This window comes from Streptomyces sp. x-80, from assembly GCF_046549095.1.
Lineage (GTDB): Bacteria > Actinomycetota > Actinomycetes > Streptomycetales > Streptomycetaceae > Streptomyces > Streptomyces celluloflavus.
Genome location: NZ_JAJPWM010000013.1, coordinates 89,550 through 105,232, shown reverse-complemented (window position 1 = coordinate 105,232; position 15,683 = coordinate 89,550). Strand labels below are relative to the sequence as shown.

12 protein-coding genes are annotated in these 15,683 nt (G+C 72.9%); 8 read left to right on the top strand and 4 right to left on the bottom strand.

The genetic code is table 11. The features are described from left to right. Positions 1-53: 53 nt before the first annotated feature. Together ACLJWH_RS25630 and ACLJWH_RS25625 are read right to left on the bottom strand one after the other, a co-directional pair. Complete coding sequence (locus ACLJWH_RS25630) at positions 54-311, bottom strand: hypothetical protein (RefSeq protein ID WP_094794542.1); 258 nt, start codon at positions 309-311, stop codon at positions 54-56. Between the two features lie 250 nt (positions 312-561). Further along, positions 562-1,368, bottom strand: coding sequence for an SGNH/GDSL hydrolase family protein (locus tag ACLJWH_RS25625; RefSeq protein ID WP_411144099.1), 807 nt, complete (start codon positions 1,366-1,368; stop codon positions 562-564). A 391-nt stretch (positions 1,369-1,759) separates the two neighbouring features. Here ACLJWH_RS25625 and ACLJWH_RS25620 point away from each other — a divergent pair, with 391 nt between their 5' ends. The 6 genes from ACLJWH_RS25620 (at position 1,760) to ACLJWH_RS25595 (ending at position 10,336) form a co-directional block, all read left to right on the top strand. Next, positions 1,760-2,245 (top strand): hypothetical protein, encoded by a 486-nt coding sequence (locus tag ACLJWH_RS25620; protein ID WP_411144098.1) that lies wholly within the window; start codon positions 1,760-1,762, stop codon positions 2,243-2,245. A 1-nt stretch (position 2,246) separates the two neighbouring features. Continuing rightward, positions 2,247-3,341, top strand: a complete 1,095-nt coding sequence (locus tag ACLJWH_RS25615; protein ID WP_411144097.1) for a GNAT family N-acetyltransferase — start codon at positions 2,247-2,249, stop codon at positions 3,339-3,341. Between the two features lie 398 nt (positions 3,342-3,739). Next, on the top strand, positions 3,740-4,555 hold the full coding sequence (locus ACLJWH_RS25610) for a glycosyltransferase family 2 protein (protein ID WP_411144096.1): 816 nt from the start codon (positions 3,740-3,742) through the stop codon (positions 4,553-4,555). A gap of 80 nt (positions 4,556-4,635) precedes the next feature. Continuing rightward, complete coding sequence (locus ACLJWH_RS25605; RefSeq protein ID WP_411144238.1) at positions 4,636-5,706, top strand: glycosyltransferase family 2 protein; 1,071 nt, start codon at positions 4,636-4,638, stop codon at positions 5,704-5,706. After that, positions 5,703-6,527, top strand: coding sequence for a polysaccharide deacetylase family protein (locus ACLJWH_RS25600; RefSeq protein ID WP_411144095.1), 825 nt, complete (start codon positions 5,703-5,705; stop codon positions 6,525-6,527). Before ACLJWH_RS25605 ends, ACLJWH_RS25600 begins: the two co-directional genes overlap by 4 nt. Positions 6,528-6,607: 80 nt before the next feature. Beyond that, entirely contained in the window at positions 6,608-10,336 is a 3,729-nt protein-coding gene (locus tag ACLJWH_RS25595) for a polysaccharide biosynthesis C-terminal domain-containing protein (protein WP_411144094.1), read from the top strand. Positions 10,337-10,413: 77 nt separating this feature from the next. On the opposite strand, the gene ACLJWH_RS25590 is transcribed toward ACLJWH_RS25595, so the two are convergent. Next, entirely contained in the window at positions 10,414-11,739 is a 1,326-nt protein-coding gene (locus tag ACLJWH_RS25590; protein ID WP_411144093.1) for a xylan 1,4-beta-xylosidase, read from the bottom strand. 284 nt (positions 11,740-12,023) lie between these two features. Between ACLJWH_RS25590 and ACLJWH_RS25585 the strand changes: the two genes are divergently transcribed. Then, complete coding sequence (locus ACLJWH_RS25585; protein ID WP_411144092.1) at positions 12,024-13,139, top strand: DUF5925 domain-containing protein; 1,116 nt, start codon at positions 12,024-12,026, stop codon at positions 13,137-13,139. Positions 13,140-13,211: 72 nt separating this feature from the next. On the opposite strand, the gene ACLJWH_RS25580 is transcribed toward ACLJWH_RS25585, so the two are convergent. Beyond that, positions 13,212-13,685, bottom strand: a complete 474-nt coding sequence (locus ACLJWH_RS25580; RefSeq protein ID WP_411144091.1) for an ATP-binding protein — start codon at positions 13,683-13,685, stop codon at positions 13,212-13,214. A 230-nt stretch (positions 13,686-13,915) separates the two neighbouring features. Between ACLJWH_RS25580 and ACLJWH_RS25575 the strand changes: the two genes are divergently transcribed. Then, positions 13,916-15,361: a glyceraldehyde-3-phosphate dehydrogenase gene (locus tag ACLJWH_RS25575; protein WP_411144090.1), complete on the top strand. Its 1,446-nt coding sequence runs from the start codon at positions 13,916-13,918 to the stop codon at positions 15,359-15,361. The last annotated feature ends 322 nt before the right edge of the window (positions 15,362-15,683 follow it).

Below are 15,683 nucleotides of genomic sequence, written 5' to 3'. Positions count from 1 at the left end.
GCAGCGCTGCGCCGGGGCGGTGTGGTCGCCCGAGGTGCCGCGTCAGGGACGCGTCAGCTGTGCCCGCCGAGCAGCGATCGCCGCAGCCTGCGCAGCGGGGCGAACAACAGCACCTTGGCACCGCGGCTCGTCGTGCGTGAGCGGTCACGCGTGGTGAGCTCCCGCATCAGTGACGTCGCGCCCTCCGCCTCCCGCTGCGGGACGGCGGGACCGCCCAGCACCGCGAGATGGCGGTCCAGCCGCGCGCTGGACGCGCTGCTTCCGCAGCTGACGGCAGGGACTCGCGCCCTGCGCATTGCTATCTGTTCCATGACTCTCCCCACCCTTACGAGGGCACCCGGCCCCGGGCAGGGTAACCCTATCTCCCCCGGAGGACACGTGCGCAGACCGGTCGACGGCATCACCTGCCCCGCCTCGGCGTTGACGAATACCGACGAAACGCCGCGTACAGGGCTGTGACCAGGCCGAGTTGATGCCCCGTCGGACACCACAGCGGCGCCGGGACGCACGAGGAGGGCCGGCACCCCGCGGGCCCTCCTCGCCGTCCCGAGGTGCGGCGGCTTACGCGGCGGAGGAGAGCGTGGGCAGGTAGCCCTTGGCCTGGCCGGTGGCGGTGGGGTGGTAGGACTCGTCGACGGGCAGGGTCACGCTGTGCAGCCAGGGGTCGCCCGAGCACAGCTCATGTCCGGAGAAATGGGTGTTGACGTCGGCGAAGCCGAAACCGTGGTCGGCGGCGCGCTTGGCGGTGACACCGTTGATCTCGTCGGCCGCCCCGTTGATGGCGCTGCGGGACTTCTCGGAGAGGCCGGCGAGGCAGCTGCCGCCGACCTTGTAGAAGTGCGGATAGCCCAGGACCACGACGTGCGCGGCCGGGGCCTTCTGGCTGATGGCGTTGTACACCCCGTCGAGCTGACCGGGCAGCGTGTTCTTGACATAGCTGACGGCCTGGGCGACGCGCGCCAGACACGTGCTCTCGGAGTTGAGCGCACAGGTGGACATGGTGTCGGCGAACCCGGCGTCGTTGCCGCCGATGGTGATGCTCACCAGACCGGTGGAGGAGCTGAGCGGCGCCAGCTGACCGTTGATGACATCACCCGTACGGGCGCCGGAGCAGGCGGTCGATTGATAGGAGGACGGCGAGTTCGCGGCGGCCCACAGGGCCGAATACGCCTTGGTGCTGCGTTTGCAGGAGCCGCTGGAGCTGTCGTAGCTGCCGGCCCCCACACCCGCCGAATAGGAGTCTCCGAGGGCTACATAGCCGGTGGGGGCGGCTTGTTGGGCGGCCGCGGTCGCCACCGGACCGGTGAGGACGAGCGCGGCGGCGGCGAAGAAGGCGGACGTCATGGCCGCAAGTCGGGGCAGTCTCATAGAACCTCCCATAGCAGGAACTCGGCCTCACATGTAGTAGCAGCAGGGCCAGGCAACGGGAAGTGTCCATGCCAAAGATCAGCGAGAGTTCACGGCACATCTGCGGACCCGTGAAGATCTTCACCGCCGGACCATTGCGCGCGGTGACATGCATATGGCATTGCCTCAGAATCCTTGCTGCGCCCCCGACGCCACCCCCGAACCAGGTGACGGGCGGTCAACGGAACCCTCCGTACCGCCTGCTGCGTACACCCCCGGGCGACGCATCGCCCGCGGCCCTCCGCCGCACCCGGCACCGGGCCGCCGCTGCCCGGATTCGCGTCTTGACGGGGGTCGGGCGCTGCGCGACATTGAGGCCCGGCATCCGGCGCTTACAGGGGGCAAGCGGCCAATGCAGACCACGGCCATCAACGACAGCGGCTCGCGCGACGGGCCGCCACCCGGTCACCGGCCACCCGATGACCGGCACTCAGACGTACGGCGGTCCGACGGGCATCCGACCGGCGGCCACCGGTGGACCGGAGCGGTGCCGCTCCGCGCGGGCGCGGCGGTCGGCGTCGGCGCGGTGGGGGCCGTACTGGCGTTCGCCGACCTCGCCTCGCCGCTGCGCGCGCCGTTCACGCTCTTCTTCCTCCTGCTGGCACCGGCCACCGCGATCGGCGCGGCGCTGGGCCGGCTGGATCCGCTCGGCCGCGCCGTCGTCGCGGGAGCCGGCGCGCTCGCCGCCGATCTGCTGGTGGCCGAGGCCATGCTCGCGCTGCATCTGTGGTCGGTGCGCGGCGGAGTGGTCGCGGTGGCGGTCCTCAGCGGTACCGCGCTGCTGCTGACGGCCCTGCGCCGACGGGCCGGCCGGGCCCGCCGAAGCCGGACACCCTGACGTGGACATCGCCGTATGCCGCCCCGGCGAGCTGACCGCGGCCGACCGGACCGCCTGGACCGCCGTCCAGTCCCAGGCACGGGCGCTGGGGTCGCCGCAGCTGGCGAACCCCTTTCTCGCCCCCGAGTTCGCGCTGGCCGTCGGCCGGTGCCGGCGCGGTGTGCGGCTGGCGGTGATCCGGGAGGACGGCGCCCCGACGGCGTTCCTGCCCTTCCAGCGCTCGGCGCTGGGCGTGGGGCGCGCCATCGGCCTCGGCATCTCCGACGCCCAGGGGCTGGTGCACCGGCCCGGCTTCCAGTGGGACGCCCAGGAGCTGCTGCGCGCCTGCGGACTGTCGGTGCTGGAGTTCGACCACCTGGTGGACGGCCAGAAGCCCTTCGACTGCGGGGCGCTGATCGCGCACCCCTCCCCCGTCATCGACGTGGACCGGGGCTTCGCCGCGTATCTGGAGCAACTGCGCGGCCGGTCCCCGAAGTTCCTCCGCACCACCCTCGCCAAGGAGCGCCGGCTCGGCCGCGACCTCGGCCCGGTGCGCTATGTCCACGACGAGCGCGATCCGGCGGTGCTGCGCACCCTCATCGGCTGGAAGTCCGCGCAGTACCGCAGGACGGGGCGCCGCGACCGGTTCGCGCACCCCTGGATCGTCCGGCTGGTGGAGCAACTCTTCCACACCCGTACCGAGGCTTTCGCCGGTCTGCTGTCGGTGCTGTACGCCGGTGAGCGGCCGGTCGCGGCGCACTTCGGGCTGCGCTCGGAGTCCGTACTGGCCTGCTGGTTCCCCGCGTACGACCCGCGGTACGCGAAGTTCTCGCCGGGCCTGGTGCTGCATCTGCGGATGGCCGAGGCGGCGGCCGCGGCCTCGATGGCCTACCTCGATCTGGGGCGCGGCGCGAAGGACTACAAGAACTCTTTCAAGACCCGGGAACTCCCGGTGTCCGAGGGCTGGGTGGCGCGACGCCATCCGGTGGCGCTGGGGCACCGGGCGCGGCGCGCTCCGGTGCGGGCGCTGCGCGACACCGTGCTGGCCCGGCCGGAGCTCTTCGAGCCGGCCGATCGCCTGCTCAAACGTATGGGCCAGTTCCGGTCGGGCCGGTGAGCCGCTCATCGGCGCGTACCGGCCAATAACATGGAAAGAGATTTGGAGTCCGTCATCTTGCCTTAGAGTCGCCGTTATCCATATCGTCATGCATTCACTCATCCACTCGCATCGGGCGATCATTACCGAGCGCTCTTGGGGAGAGCCGAAGCCAGCACGATGAATATCCGGTGCGAGGCACGGCGGGGGGTCTTGGTGCACCCGGAATTCGCTTATTGATCGCCGTTCACCGATGACCGGGACACGAGCCGCGCAACCGGTGACACGCTTGCCGGCCAGCTCTGTTCGCATGGCGGTCCAGGCCGTCCCGAATGGGGTGCGAACCCCCCTTTCGAACCGGATACACAGCAGGACCGCCCGGGGGTGGGCGGCCCACCGGACGGGAGGGAATTCAACCCATGAGCTCGTTCCTTCGCCCCGTCGGCGCGGTTCGACCGCCGCAGACACTACTGCCCGGCCACGCCGTCTACCGGCCCGTTTCCTCCTATCTCGCCATCGCACCGCCGGTCAGCGTCGTCATACCGGCGATGAATGAGGCGGAGAATCTCCCGTACGTCTTCACGACCCTGCCGGACTGGATTCATGAAGTGATCCTGGTCGACGGGAATTCGACCGATGACACGGTCCGGGTCGCCCGTGAGCTGTGGCCCTCCGTCGTCGTCGTGCGGCAGCGCGGCAAAGGCAAGGGCGATGCGCTGATCGCCGGATTCGCGGCCTGCACCGGCGACATCATCGTGATGATCGACGCCGATGGATCGGCCGACGGCCGCGAGATCGTCAGCTATGTGTCGGCGCTGGTCTCCGGGGCCGATGTCGCCAAGGGCTCACGCTTCGCCAACGGCGGCGGCACGGACGATATGACGCCGGTCCGCAGGCTCGGCAACCGGGTGCTGACCACCGTCGTCAACGTCAAGTTCGGCGCCCGCTACACCGATCTGTGTTACGGCTACAACGCGTTCTGGCGGCGCTGCCTGGCCCAGATCTCCCTGGACTGCGCCGGGTTCGAGGTCGAGACGCTGCTGAACATCCGGGTGGTCAAGGCCGGGCTGCGGGTGCAGGAGATCCCCAGCCACGAGTACCACCGCATCCACGGCGTCAGCAAGCTGCGGGCGGTGCACGACGGTTTACGGGTCCTGCGGGTGATCCTGCGGGAGCGCGGCACCCGGCGGAGACGGACCGCCCGGCGCGGGCCGGGCACCGGAGACACGCGGTGACCGGCCCGGCCCTGCCGGACCGCGGCGGACCGGGCCGTACCGGGGCGGACCGCACCGGGGCCGGTATCCGGATCTCCGTCGTGATCTGCGTCCACACCGAGGACCGCTGGGACGAGCTGCTCGCCGCCGTGGCCTCGGTGCGCGAGCAGTCCCGGCCCGCCCACGAAGTGCTGCTCGTGGTCGACCATCACACCGCTCTGCTGGACCGGCTGCACCGGCACTTCGGGACCGCGGGCGCCCCCGCGCCCCCGATCCCGTCAACTCCCCTGCGGATCATGGCCAATTCAGGGCCCCGGGGACTGTCCGCCGGGCGCAACACCGGTATCGCGGCGGCGCGCGGCGAGGTGATCGCCTTCCTCGACGACGACGCGGTGGCCGAGCGGGACTGGCTGCGGTACTTCGCCGAGGGGTACGCGGACCCGGCGGTGCTGGCGGTCGGCGGGCGCACCGAACCGGCCTGGGCGGCGGGCCGCCGGCCCGCCTGGTTCCCCGCCGAGTTCGACTGGGTGGTGGGCTGTACGTACCGGGGTCTGCCGCCGGGCAGGGTGCGGGTCCGCAACGTACTGGGCGGCAACGCCTCGTTCCGCAGGTCGGTGTTCGAGGCCGTCGGCGGCTTCGCGCACGGTATCGGCCGGACCGCCGGCGGGCGGCCGCTGGGCGGCGAGGAGACGGACCTGTGCATCCGGCTCGCCCGCGCCCTGCCGGACGCGGTGCTGCTGATCGACGACCGGGCGGTGATCCACCACCGGGTACCGGCCGCCCGGCAGCGCTTCGGCTACTTCGGCAGCCGGGCGTACGCGGAGGGCCTGTCCAAGGCGCTGGTGACGCGGCGCGTCGGGACCCGGGCCGGGCTGGCGGCCGAACGGCGCCAGCTGACCCGGGTGCTGCCCGCGGGGGTGCTGCGCGGGGTGCGGGACGCACTGCTGGGCCGGGTGGGCGGCGCCGGCCGGGCGGGCGCGATCGTGGCGGGCACGGCGGCCGCGGCGGGCGGCTATCTGGTGGGGACGGTACGGGTACGCCTCAGGGGCGCGCCGACAGCTTCTGACGGTCCGGGCGGCCCGGACGGCGGCCCGGACGGCGCCTCGGAGTCCGCCACCGCCACCGCTGCCGCTGGCGTCTCCGCCTCCGGGTGCGCGGGGGCGACCGCATGAGCGGCCCGTCCCCCGTACCGGTCCTGATGTATCACGCGGTCACCGGGACGCCCGCGCCCGCCGTACGGGAACTGTCCGTGACGCCCGCGGCGTTCACCGGGCAGCTCGCGGTGCTGGCCGACCGTGGCTTCACGCCGCTGACCACGGCCGCACTCGCGGCGGCCTGGCGGGACGGCGGCCCGCTGCCCGCCAAGCCGGTGCTGATCACCTTCGACGACGGATACGAGGGCGTGCACCGGCACGCGCTGCCCGCCCTCGTCCGGCACGGCTTCCCGGCCACCCTCTTCGTCACCACGGGCTGGCTGCGCGGCCCGTACGGCACCGGGGGCGGCCCGGACACCATGCTCGACTGGGACCAGGTGCGCCGGCTGGCCGCGGCCGGTGTGGAGATCGGCGGACACAGCCACCGCCATCCGCCGCTGGACGGGCTCACCGACGACCGGCTGCGGCGGGAGGTGCTGCGCTGCAAGGAGATCGTCACCGCCGAGACCGGCGTGGCCCCGGAGTCCTTCGCGTATCCCTACGGCCACTCCAGCCGGCGGGTGCGGCAGCTGGTCCGCGGGCTGGGCTTCCGGCAGGCGCTCGCGGTGCGCAACGCGCTCGCGGACCGCCGCCAGGGGCCGTACGCGCTGGCCCGGCTGACGGTGCGGCGCGGCACCGGCCCCGAGGAGTTCGCGCGGCTCGTGGAAGGCCACGGCATCACCCGCGCGTTCGCCCGGGACCGGGCGCTCACCAAGGGGTACGCGGTGGTGCGCCGGACCCGGCAGGCGGCCCGGCGGATGAGACCTGACGGACGACGAGACCCGAGGGACGGCAACTGACCACGTATATCGGGCAGTTCAGACCCGGTGGCCGCGACGGACCGGGTCCGCCGGCGGCGGGAGGAAGGACGGCCTGGCCCGTGCCCGACACGACCGCCCGGACCGCGGCGCGCACCGGACCGGGACCGGGGACCGTCGCCCCGTCCCGCCGGCCGCCCCCGGCGGGACGGGGCGACGGCGGTCCGTTGTTCCGCAACGCCTACGCGCTGATGCTCAACACCGGTGTCTCCGGGCTGCTCGGGCTGGGGTTCTGGCTGGTCGCGGCCCGTTACTACACGGAGGCCGCGGTCGGCCAGGGCTCGGCGGCCATCGCCGCGATGAAGCTGCTGGCGGGGCTGACGGCGGTGACGCTGACCGGCGCACTGGCCCGTTTCCTCCCTGTCGCGGGGCGCGCCACCGGCCGGCTGGTCTTCCGCACCTACGCGGGCGGTTCGGCCGTGGTGGCCGTCGCCGCGACCGTCTTTCTGCTCACCCTCGACCTGTGGGGCCCCTCCTACGGCTTTCTGCACGGCCCGCTGAACGGCCTCGGCTTCATCCTGGCCGTCGCCGCCTGGTCACTGCTCACCCTCCAGGACGGGGTGCTGACGGGGCTGCGCAGCGCGCTGTGGGTACCGGCCGGCAACCTCGCCTTCTCGGCGGTGAAGCTGGGGCTGCTGGTGGTGTGCGCCGCCGCGCTGCCCACCGCCGGGGTCTTCGTCTCCTGGGTGGCGGCCATCGCGGTGTCCGTCCTGCCGCTCGGCTGGCTGGTGTTCCGGCGGCTGATCCCCCGGCACATCCGGGCGACGGACCGGACCACCCGGCCGCCGTCCCTCCGGGAGATGGGCCGCTTCCTGGCGGGCGACTACACCGGGTCGCTGTTCTCGCTCGCGGTCGTCTACCTCGTACCGGTGCTGGTCGCCTCGCAGGTCAGCGCGGTGGACAACGCGTACTTCTACATCACCACCACCATCGGCGGCACGGTGAACCTGCTCGCCGTCAACATGGGCGCCTCGCTGACCGTCGAAGGGGCGCACGATCCGGCGCGGCTCGCCCAGCACACCCGGGCCGCGCTGCGGCGGATGGCCCGCATCATGATCCCGGTCTGCTGCCTGCTGTTCGTCCTCGCGCCGTACGTCCTCGGTGTCTTCGGGGCCGGCTACGCGGACGCGGCGACGCCACTGCTGCGCTGGCTCGCGGTGGGGGCGGCGCTACGCGTGGTGCTGGAGGTCTACTTCGCGGTACTGCGCGCACAGAGCCGCACCTCGGGACTGGCGTACCTCCAGGGGTTGTTGTGCGTCCTGGTGCTGGGGCTGACACTGCTCCTGCTGCCGCGGATGGGGCTGACGGGGGCCGGCGTCGCCGAGATCTCCAGCCTCGCGCTGGTCGTCTCCCTCGCCGCCCGCCGGCTCCACCGGGTTCTGCGCGGCCACCAGTCCCCGCCCCTCACCCGGGCCCCGGCGGACAGCCTCGCCCCGGACGGCGATCTCGCGGACCTGGCCGTCTACGGCGACCGCGGCGACGCCGTCGGGGCGTACCGGTGGACGGGCAGCACCACGGAGGCGGATGGGGAGGCGGATGACGACGCCCCTGCGGATACGGATACGGACGCGGTCACCGGCGTGCGCACGAGCGCGGGGGCGGAGACAGGGACGGGCACGGGGACAGATACGGGCACGGACACCGTACGGCCGCCCCGGCGCCGGGCGGTTCCGTCCTGGGCCGAGACCGCCGCCGACCCGCCCGCCCCCGGTCCCACCCGCCCCCGCGGCCCCTCCCCCGTCCCCCTCTCCGTCCGCCTCCGGCGCCGTCCCGATCTCGCGGTCTGGGGGCTGCTGGCCGTCGCGCTCACGCTGTTCTGGCTGCCGCTGCGCGGCATGGGAGACGCCGACCTGGACCGGATGAACGGACTCGGCCTGGTCTCCGTGCTGCCCCCGGCGACCCTGGCCGGTGCCGCCCTGCTCGTCACGGCGTACGGCTGCGCCCTGTGGCTGGTCCGGCCGCGGCGCGTCCTGCTGGCCGCCGTACTGCTGCTGACGGTGGTGGCGCTGCACGCGCTGCCCGCCGTCCTGGAGACCGAACCGCGCTTCGCGACGGCCTGGCAGCATCTGGGTTTCCTGGACCAGCTCGGCAGAACGGGCGTCGCGGCGCCGGATCTGGACGCCCGCTGGAGCTGGCCGGGGTTCTTCGCCATGGCGCAGTTCCTCGCCCAGGCGTGCGGGGTCACCGACTTCACCGAGGTCCTCCGCTGGTGGCCGCTGACTCTTGAACTCCTCTGTCTGGCCCCGCTGTTCCTGCTGCTGACGGCGGTACGCGCGAGCTGGCGGGCGAAATGGTGCGCGGCCTGGCTGTTCGCACTGTGCGGCTGGGTGGGCCAGGACTATTTCTCCCCGCAGGGTTTCACCTACCTCCTGTACCTCGCGTTCACGGCGATCCTGCTGGTGTGGTTCCGCACGCCGCACCCGCCGTCCGGTACGCCGCACCGGTTGTCCGGGACGCCGCACCCGCCGTCCGGCGGTCGGCAGCCCGGCGAGGCGGCGGTGGCGCCGGCCGGGCGGGGGCCGCGCGCGGTGCTGCTGGCCGTGCTGATCGCGCTGTTCGCGGCGTCGGTGGCGGGTCATCAGCTGACCCCGTTCGTGATGCTCGGCGTCCTGACCGTGCTGGTCCTGGCCCGCCGCTCCAGCTTGCGCGGGCTGCCGCTGCTGCTCGGTGTCATGGTGGCGGCCTGGCTGGGGTTCCTGGCCGAGCCGTACTGGTCGGGCCACTTCGACGAGCTGTTCGGGGGGCTCGGCGGCTTCGGCGGCAACGTCGCCTCCTCCGTCACGGACCGGATCGGCGGCGGCGACGACACCCACAAGCTCGTGCTGTACACCCGGGTGGCGCTGGCCGGCGGGGTGCTCGCGCTGGCCGGCTGGGGAGTGCTGCGCCGACGGCTCGCGGGCTTCACCGAACGTGCGCTGCCGGTACTGGCCTGCGTCCCGTTCCTGGCCTTCGGGATGCAGTCCTACGGCGGCGAGATGGCCCTGCGCGTCTTCCTGTTCGCGCTGCCCGGCGCCTGTGTGCTGGCGGCGCTGGCGCTCTTCCCGCACGGTACGGACGCCCGCCGGGGCCTGGGCCCGCTCGCCGCGCTGCTGGCGGGCCTGATCCTCACCGGCGGCTTCCTCGTCGCCCGCTGGGGCAACGAACAGTTCGAACGGATCCGGCCGGGCGAGGTCGCCGCGATGGAGTACGTCTACGCTCATGACCGGCCCACGGCGCGGCTGCTGTGGTTCAGCGACGACCCCGTCAACAGCGTCACCCCCGCGATGCCCTGGGGCGCCAAGGACATGGCCCGGGTGCGGTACCAGCCGGTCCTGGCCCCGCGCGACCCGGCCCGCCTCGACCCGGTCGTCACGGCGCTGCGGGACGCCGGACCGCAGTCGTACCTCGTCGTCAGCCACGGCCAGTCGGAGGCGCTGCGACTGAACGCGGGCTACCGCGACCACTGGGAACGGCGGCTGCGCACCTCCCTGGACCGGCGGCCCGAGCTGCGCCGGGTGCTGTCCAACGCGCACGCGGCGGTGTACGAGCTGACGCGACGGCCGCCCGGCGAGGTCCCGCAGCCGCGGCCTGGCCCGGCCGGGCCGCGGGTGACCTGGACGCCGTGGACGGTGGCCGGCGCGTCGGCCGCGGTGCCGCTGATCCTGCTGCTGACCGCCCGTGAGGTGCTACGGGTGGCGGCCGTGCCGGGCACCCGCCGGGGGCGGTGGCTGCGCGGCTCGTTCTGGTGCGCGATGCCGCTGCTGGCGGTCTTGCTGGCGTCGCTGGTGCAGCGGTTCCTGACGCTGTCGTGAACCGCTGCACCGGCGGTGCGGTGAACTGCTGCTGTGCACTGCTGCCGCCTCGGACGGACAACCACCTGACCGCCGCCTCACCGCCGCTCGATCCAGCGCACCCCGTAGCCCGCCAGCGGCACGGCCCGCCCGTCGACCGTCGCCGTGATGCGGCGGTCCGTGGTGTTGACGACCAGCGTCGTGCGGCCGTCGGCGAGGGCACGGACCCGCGCGCGGTCGTCCGCCGCGAGCGCGGGTTCGCGCGGCCGGGTGCCGGGCGGGAAGGCGCGCGCGAACCGCGACAGCAGCTCCATCATCGGCAACGCCCCTCCGCCGTCCGCCAGTTCGGTGCTGCGCCAGAGGCAGCCGGGACAGTCGGCACCCTCGTTCTGCGGGTTCCAGTAGAAGCCGCTGGTGGCACCGCCGGCCGCCATCTCGATGAGGGCCGCCGCCTGCACGGCGGTGCGTTCACGCTCGCTCCAGCCGCTCCGGTCGTCGGCGGCGTCGGCGATCTCGACGTACCACTCGGCCCACCACAGCGGCAGCCCGGTCTCCTTGCGCAGCCGGCGCCCCACATCGGCGAACTTCCGGGTGGCGGCGAACGGGTCCGGTGCGTAGCGGTCGTCCTTGCTGTAACTGGAGCCGTCGACGACGACGAAGTCCGCGCCCGCCTTGTGCCGGTTCCAGTACCGGAAGGCGTCGAGGGTGCGCTGATCGACACTGCCCCAGGGGCCCTTCAGCGCGGAGGGGTAGGTCTCGTCACCCGGAACATGGCTGTCCATCACCAGATAGGGCCCGCCCACCTGATTGGCCGGGTTCGCCTTTTTCAGTTCCCGGTGGACCAGGTTGTACAGGCGGGTGTATCCCTCGCTGTCCCAGCGTCCGCGGGAATCGTCGAAGAATCCCTTGAATTCGTTCCAGACGACGAAGTGCCGCACGTCCGGATAGCGCCGGGCGATCTTCCCGGCGAGCGCCGCGAAGTCCGCGTAATGCTCCGGCGTGGGGGCCTTCTCCAGCGCGCTCCAGTCGGTGCGGCCGGCCGGCCCGCCCTTCATCCAGTCCGGCGAGCAGCACAGCGTCAGTACGGGGGTGCCGCCGGTGCGGCGGATCAGCGCGATACGACGGTCCAGATCGGTGAAGTCGTAACGGCCGGGGCTCGGTTCGGGGTTCCGGGCGCCCCAGCCCATGATGTGCTGGTTCTGCGGCATCGGGTCGGCGGACAGCAGCCTGGCGGCCCGCCCGGTGGCCCGGTCCGTGCCCCGGTCCGCGCTGTACTGGGTGTGGGTGAAACCCCAGCCGACGGCGGCCTTCGCCGCGCCGGACGGCGGCGGTGGGGGCACGTCCGGCGACCGTCCGCACCCCGCCAGCAGCACCGCCGACACCACCACCCCGGCCACGGCCACCAGGGCGGCCCAGCGGCGCACCGGCCAACTCCCCCGCTTCGCCCGGCCCCTCTCCGCTCCGTCACCCCCCGGACGTCCCTGACATGCCCCGGCCCGACGTCCCTGACGCCCCTGACGCCCCTGACGTCCTCGATGTGCCCCACCATGGCGTCGCACAACAGGCAACAGTAGCCAGCCGGCCGGCCGCCCGGTACACCCGGTTTCTTCGTCACGGGTGGCTTCCGGTGCGGGGAGAACGCCGGAATATCGCGGGTACGCGGGATATTCCGTGTACGTGGCGGGGCCGGGTGGCAGATCATGACCGCATGAGTGCCGATCACGTCCAGCCGACCGCCGCCGAGGAGTCCCTCCCGATCCGTCTGACCCTGGACGACAACGATTCCCCCTCCGATGTCCTCGACGCGCTCTTTCTGGGGCGGTTCGCCAGCGGCGAGCAGCCGTACTCCCGTACCCGGTCCCTGGAGCGGGTGAGGGCCGGTCTGACGCTGCTGCCGCCCGGCGCCCGCGTCCTGCGCTCCGCGCGCGGCGACGGCCGCAGTGCCACCCTCGCGGAGGGCGACGGTTTCACGCTCCTGATCTCCCGCTGGAACCGCGGCGCCGATGTGACGGTCACCGCCGTCAGCGACGAACTGGCCGAGAAGGTGCTGGCCCATTCCGCGGACGGCGCGGAGGACGAACCGGAGCCACGGCCGGAGAACGTCTCCATGGGCTTCTGGTACTTCTCCCCGCGCCGCGGCCCGCACCGTACGTCCCGGCAGATCTCGGCCGGCAGCTGGGAGGAGGTCCGGCCCAACTACACCGCGCCGGTGGCCGACGCGATGGACGGGCTGATGAAGGTCGCCCCGGAGGAGATCGCCGGACGGCTCCTGCTGCTGCACGGCCCGCCCGGTACGGGCAAGACCTCCGCACTGCGGACCCTCGCCCGCTCGTGGCGGGACTGGTGCCAGGTGGACTGCGTACTGGACCCGGAACGGCTCTTCAACGACGTCGGGTACCTGATGGACATCGCCATCGGCGAGGAGGACGACGACACCGGCAAGGGCCGGTGGCGGCTGCTGCTCCTGGAGGACTGCGACGAACTGATCCGCGGGGAGGCCAAGCACACCGCCGGGCAGGCGCTGTCCCGGCTGCTCAATCTGACGGACGGGCTGCTGGGCCAGGGCCGCAACGTCCTGGTGGGGGTCACCACCAACGAGGACCTGGAACGGCTGCACCCCGCGGTGGTCCGGCCGGGCCGCTGCCTCGCCCGTATCGAGGTCGGCCCGCTCAGCCGCCCGGAAGCGGTCAACTGGCTGGGCACGGAGGAGGGCATCGGACGCGAGGGAGCCTCCCTCGCCGAGCTGTACGCCCTGCGCCGCGGCACCCGCCCCGCATCCGTCCCGTCCCCGTCCCCGGACTCCGACGCCGGCCTGTACCTGTAGGGCGGCGTCCGGGGACAGCCGGGTCCTACCGCGCCGAGGGCGGCCTCGCCCGGTTCGCGCCGGGCCGGCCGCTCAGGCGAAAGCGCCCTCGTCACCGGTCCCCCCGGCCGACGGCAGCCGCGCGACCAGTCCGGCTCCGGTTTCGCTGTCCGCCACGCGGAGGGAGCCGCCGTGGCGGATGGCGATGTCGCGGGCGAGGGTGAGGCCGAGGCCCGAGCCGCCGGCGTCCCGGGTGCGGGCGTCGTCGAGGCGGGCGAAGCGGTCGAAGACGCGTTCGCGGTCCGGGGCGGGGAGGCTGACCAGGGGCGGGCTCGGCGCCGCCCTCACCGCGGAGTCGGTGTTCGTCGCGCTGCTCGGTGCGGTGTGCGGTCTGCTCCTCGGTACCGGCTCGGCGTGGCTGTTCATGCGGGTGGCGTCGACCGCCGCCGAACCGGTGCCGTTCACGCTGCCGTGAGGCCGGCTCGGGGTGCTGCTGGGGGCCGCGGTGCTGGCGGCGCCGCTCGCCGCCCCGGTACCGGCCCGCCGCGCGGCGCGGGGTCCGCTCACGCCCGGGATGACGGCGCAGTGACGAGCCGGCCGGGCGACGGGCGCGGCCCCCGGTCCGCCGGTTCGCCGCCTCACCGGTGAGGTGAGCGGGTGCCGGGCGGACGGTGCGGGTCCCCGCGTCCGGTGGGCGCGGGGCCCGGTCACCGCATCCCGCCCGGGTGGCACCGCCTGAGTGGGCAAAAAGGGGGCGGGTTAGCATATGAGCGCCGCCTAGCTCGAAAGATAAATCTGTGACTGTCAATGAGGACTCGTTCACCAATTGGAAGAACCGCGAGGAGATCGCGGAGTCGATGATCCCGATCATCGGGAAGCTGCACCGTGAGCGGGACGTCACGGTCCTGCTGCACAGCCGCTCCCTGGTGAACAAGTCGGTGGTCAGCATCCTCAAGTGCCACCGCTTCGCCCGGCAGATCGCCGGTGAGGAGCTCTCGGTCACCGAGACGCTGCCGTTCCTCCAGGCCCTCACCACGCTCGATCTGGGCCCGTCCCAGATCGACATCGGCATGCTCGCCGCGACGTACAAGGCCGACGACCGCGGTCTGTCGGTCGCGGAGTTCACCGCCGGGGCCGTCGCCGGCGCCACGGGCGCCAACAAGACCGAGCGCCGTGAGCCGCGCGACGTCGTCCTCTACGGGTTCGGCCGCATCGGCCGCCTCCTCGCCCGCCTGCTCATCGAGAAGGCCGGCTCCGGCAACGGCCTGCGGCTGCGCGCCATCGTCGTCCGCAAGGGCGCCGGCCAGGACCTCGTCAAGCGCGCCTCGCTGCTGCGCCGGGACTCCATCCACGGCCAGTTCCAGGGCACGATCACCGTCGACGAGGCGAACGGCATGATCATCGCCAACGGCAACGAGATCAAGGTGATCTACTCCGACGATCCGACGTCGGTGGACTACCCGGCGTACGGCATCAAGGACGCCATCCTCATCGACAACACCGGCAAGTGGCGCGACCGTGAGGGCCTGTCGAAGCACCTGGGCCCCGGTATCGCCAAGGTCGTGCTGACCGCGCCGGGCAAGGGCGACGTCCCCAATGTCGTCCACGGCGTCAACCACGACATGATCAAGCCGGACGAGCAGATCCTGTCCTGCGCGTCCTGCACCACCAACGCGATCGTCCCGCCGCTGAAGGCGATGGCGGACGAGTACGGCGTTCTGCGCGGCCACGTGGAGACCGTCCACTCGTTCACCAACGACCAGAACCTGCTGGACAACTACCACAATTCCGACCGCCGCGGCCGCTCGGCGCCGCTCAACATGGTCATCACCGAGACCGGTGCCGCCTCCGCCGTCGCCAAGGCACTGCCCGACCTCAAGGCACCGATCACCGGCAGCTCGATCCGCGTCCCGGTGCCGGACGTCTCCATCGCGATCCTCAGCCTGCGGCTCGCCCGCGAGACCACCCGCGAGGAGGTCCTCGACTACCTCCGCAATGTGTCGCTGACCTCGCCGCTCAAGCGCCAGATCGACTTCATCAGCGCCCCCGACGCGGTCTCCAGCGACTTCATCGGCTCGCGCCACGCCTCCATCGTCGACGCCGGCGCCACCAAGGTCGACGGCGACAACGCGATCCTCTACCTCTGGTACGACAACGAGTTCGGCTACTCCTGCCAGGTCATCCGCGTCGTCCAGCACGTCTCCGGGGTGGAGTACCCGACCTACCCGACCCCGGTGGTCTGACCCCGGTCGCCCGGCCCCGGTGCTCCGAACCCGGTGCTCCGAACCCGGTGGTCGGGCCCCGGCGGGCCGTCCGGCTGACGGCGCCCACCGGCGATCACCCGCTGGAAGCCCGCGCCCCTCGACCGCCCCTGGGCAGGGGCTCTCCCGGGGCGCGGCGCCCACCCCCGTACGGTACGCACGCACCGCTGCCGTGCGGCCACGCCGCCCCCGCCCGGCCGACCCGGCCTCCGGATGTGTCCACGCAGCTCGGCGCCCCGGTGTCCGGCGGTCGGGCGCGTCGATACGTGACCCCGACCTCCCACCGCCGCGGTGGTGACCGGAC

Excerpts from the sequence above, each read along its gene's own strand:
- ACLJWH_RS25585 (WP_411144092.1), top strand. The coding sequence starts at position 12,024 with ATGAGTGCCGATCACGTCCAGCCGACCGCCGCCGAGGAGTCCCTCCCG.
- ACLJWH_RS25625 (WP_411144099.1), bottom strand. The coding sequence starts at position 1,368 with ATGAGACTGCCCCGACTTGCGGCCATGACGTCCGCCTTCTTCGCCGCC.
- ACLJWH_RS25600 (WP_411144095.1), top strand. The coding sequence starts at position 5,703 with ATGAGCGGCCCGTCCCCCGTACCGGTCCTGATGTATCACGCGGTCACC.
- ACLJWH_RS25630 (WP_094794542.1), bottom strand. The coding sequence starts at position 311 with ATGGAACAGATAGCAATGCGCAGGGCGCGAGTCCCTGCCGTCAGCTGC.
- ACLJWH_RS25620 (WP_411144098.1), top strand. The coding sequence starts at position 1,760 with ATGCAGACCACGGCCATCAACGACAGCGGCTCGCGCGACGGGCCGCCA.
- ACLJWH_RS25610 (WP_411144096.1), top strand. The coding sequence starts at position 3,740 with ATGAGCTCGTTCCTTCGCCCCGTCGGCGCGGTTCGACCGCCGCAGACA.